The organism is Massilia sp. DJPM01 (assembly GCF_030348125.1).
Classification (GTDB): domain Bacteria; phylum Pseudomonadota; class Gammaproteobacteria; order Burkholderiales; family Burkholderiaceae_D; genus Telluria_A; species Telluria_A frigida.
In genome coordinates this window covers 1-1,046 of record NZ_JAQOZV010000185.1, presented here as the reverse complement: position 1 = coordinate 1,046, position 1,046 = coordinate 1, and the positions used below count along the sequence as shown (strand labels likewise).

Sequence of the window (1,046 nt, the reverse complement as noted above, 5' to 3'; positions counted from 1 at the left end):
CGGACTACCACGCTCACATCAAGGCGCGCGGGGTCGAGATCATCAGCCTGAACAAGCGCGAAGGCAAGGATTGGGGCCATTACCTGCGCCTGTTCCGCGCCCTGCGTGCGCTGCAGCCGGACCTGATCCACACGCGCAATCTGTGCGGCATCGAAGGCCAGCTGGTGGCGGCCCTGGCCGGGATCAAGCTGCGCGTGCACGGCGAGCATGGCCGCGACATGAGCGACCTGTACGGCAAGCGCCTCAAGTACAAGCTGCTGCGCCGCCTGCTGCGTCCGCTGATCGGCCATTTCATCGCCGTCAGCGCCGACCTCGAGCACTGGCTGATCGATAGCGTCGGCGCCGAGCCGGACAAGGTGTCGCACATCTCGAACGGGGTCGACAGCATCCAGTTCCACCCGCGCCTGGGGCCGCCAGCCGCGGTCGGCCCGGCCGGCTTCATGCAGGATAACGCCTTCGTCATCGGCAGCGTCGGCCGCATGGATGAAGTCAAGGATTACGGCACCCTGGTCGAAGCCTTCCTGCGCCTGATCGCCTCGCCGCACCCGGCGCACCAGCGCATGCGCTTGCTGATCGTGGGCGACGGCCCGCAGCGCGCCACCTGCCTCGACACGCTCACCCGCGCCGGCGCCGCGCACCGCGCCTGGCTGCCGGGCGAGCGCACCGACATCGCCCAGCTGCTGCGCGCCATGGACCTGTTCGTGCTGCCCTCGCTGGCCGAAGGCAGTTCCAACACCATCCTGGAAGCCATGGCCAGCGGCTTGCCGGTGGTGGCCACCGCCGTGGGCGGCAATCCGGTGCTGGTCCATCCGGGTTTTACCGGCATCCTGGTGCCGCCCCGTGCGCCCGAGCTGATGGCGGCCGCCATCGCCGACTATTGCCGCATCCCCGACATGGGTGCGCGCCACGGCATGCGCGCGCGCAGCCACGTCATCGCCAACCACAGCCTGCCGGAAATGGCGCGCGGCTACCTGCGTGTCTACGATGGCTTGACCCACCCGCACGGGCCATGCCCGGGGCCGGCGCCGCATTCCTGACGCTCCGCC

The 1,046-nt window shown here is 69.7% G+C and carries 1 protein-coding gene; it reads left to right on the top strand.

Annotation, left to right across the window (positions count from 1 at the left end):
* Positions 1-1,037: TIGR03088 family PEP-CTERM/XrtA system glycosyltransferase (locus PO883_RS34535; RefSeq protein WP_289313813.1), on the top strand; the 1,037-nt coding region annotated here is incomplete at its 5' end.
* Positions 1,038-1,046: the final 9 nt, after the last annotated feature.